Source organism: Pseudolysinimonas yzui, assembly GCF_014653215.1.
Taxonomy (GTDB): domain Bacteria; phylum Actinomycetota; class Actinomycetes; order Actinomycetales; family Microbacteriaceae; genus Pseudolysinimonas_A; species Pseudolysinimonas_A yzui.
The window spans coordinates 1-958 of the sequence record NZ_BNAI01000021.1 but is presented as its reverse complement, the minus strand read 5'-3'; the positions used below and the strand labels follow the sequence as shown (position 1 = coordinate 958).

General features: G+C 66.8%; 1 protein-coding gene. It reads left to right on the top strand.

Annotation, left to right across the window (positions count from 1 at the left end):
- Nucleotides 1–958: IS110 family RNA-guided transposase (locus tag IE173_RS15405; RefSeq protein ID WP_191284413.1), on the top strand; the 958-nt coding region annotated here is incomplete at both ends.

The window sequence follows — 958 nt, the reverse complement described above, 5'->3', positions numbered from 1 at the left end:
GGTTGTTGTTGGCGCTGATGTTCACAAGCACACTCACACGTTCGTCGCGGTCGACGAGGTCGGCCGGGAGCTGGGGCATAAGACGTTCCCGGCGAGAACGGCGGGCCATCAGGATGCGGTCCGCTGGGCTCGAGAACGGTTCGGCGGGGATCTGTTGTGGGCGGTCGAGGACTGCCGTCACCTGTCGGCGCGGCTCGAGCGGGACCTGCTGACCGCGGCTCAGTCGGTGGTGCGGGTTCCGCCGAAGATGATGGCCGAGCAGCGGCGGATCGCCCGGACCCGCGGCAAGTCCGACCCGATCGATGCCGCAGCGGTCGCCCGGGCCGCGTTGCGGCAGCCCGATCTGCCGGTGGCGTCCCATGATGAGGTCTCCCGTGAACTCAAACTGTTGGTTGACCGGCGTGATGATCTGGTGAAACACCGCACCGCGACGATCAACCGGCTGCTCTGGCGAGTGCATGAACTCGACCCGGAGATCGCACCACCGAAGGCGTCGCTGAACCGGGTCGCGCGGCAACAGGAACTGGCCGGACATCTGGCGGAGCTGCCGGGCATCGTGGCGGAGCTTGCCCGCGACGAACTCGCCGATGTCATCGATCTGACCCGCAGGATCAATGACCTCGAGCAACGCATCAGCGGCCTCGTCGCCGACGCCGCTCCGACGTTGCTGGCCATGCCCGGCGTCGGCGCACTGACCGCAGCCAAACTTGTCGGTGAGACAGCCGGTATTCGCCGGTTCAAGTCCGAAGCCGCATTCGCCCGGCACGCTGGCATCGCGCCGATCCCGGTCTGGTCCGGTAACACCGCAGGCCGGGTCCGGCTGACCCGCTCCGGCAACCGCCAACTCAACGCCGCGATCCATCGCATCGCCATCACCCAGATCCGCCTCCCCGGTCTGGGCAAGACCTACTACGAGAAGAAGAAAGCCGAAGGCATGTCCACAGCCGAAGCATTGCGC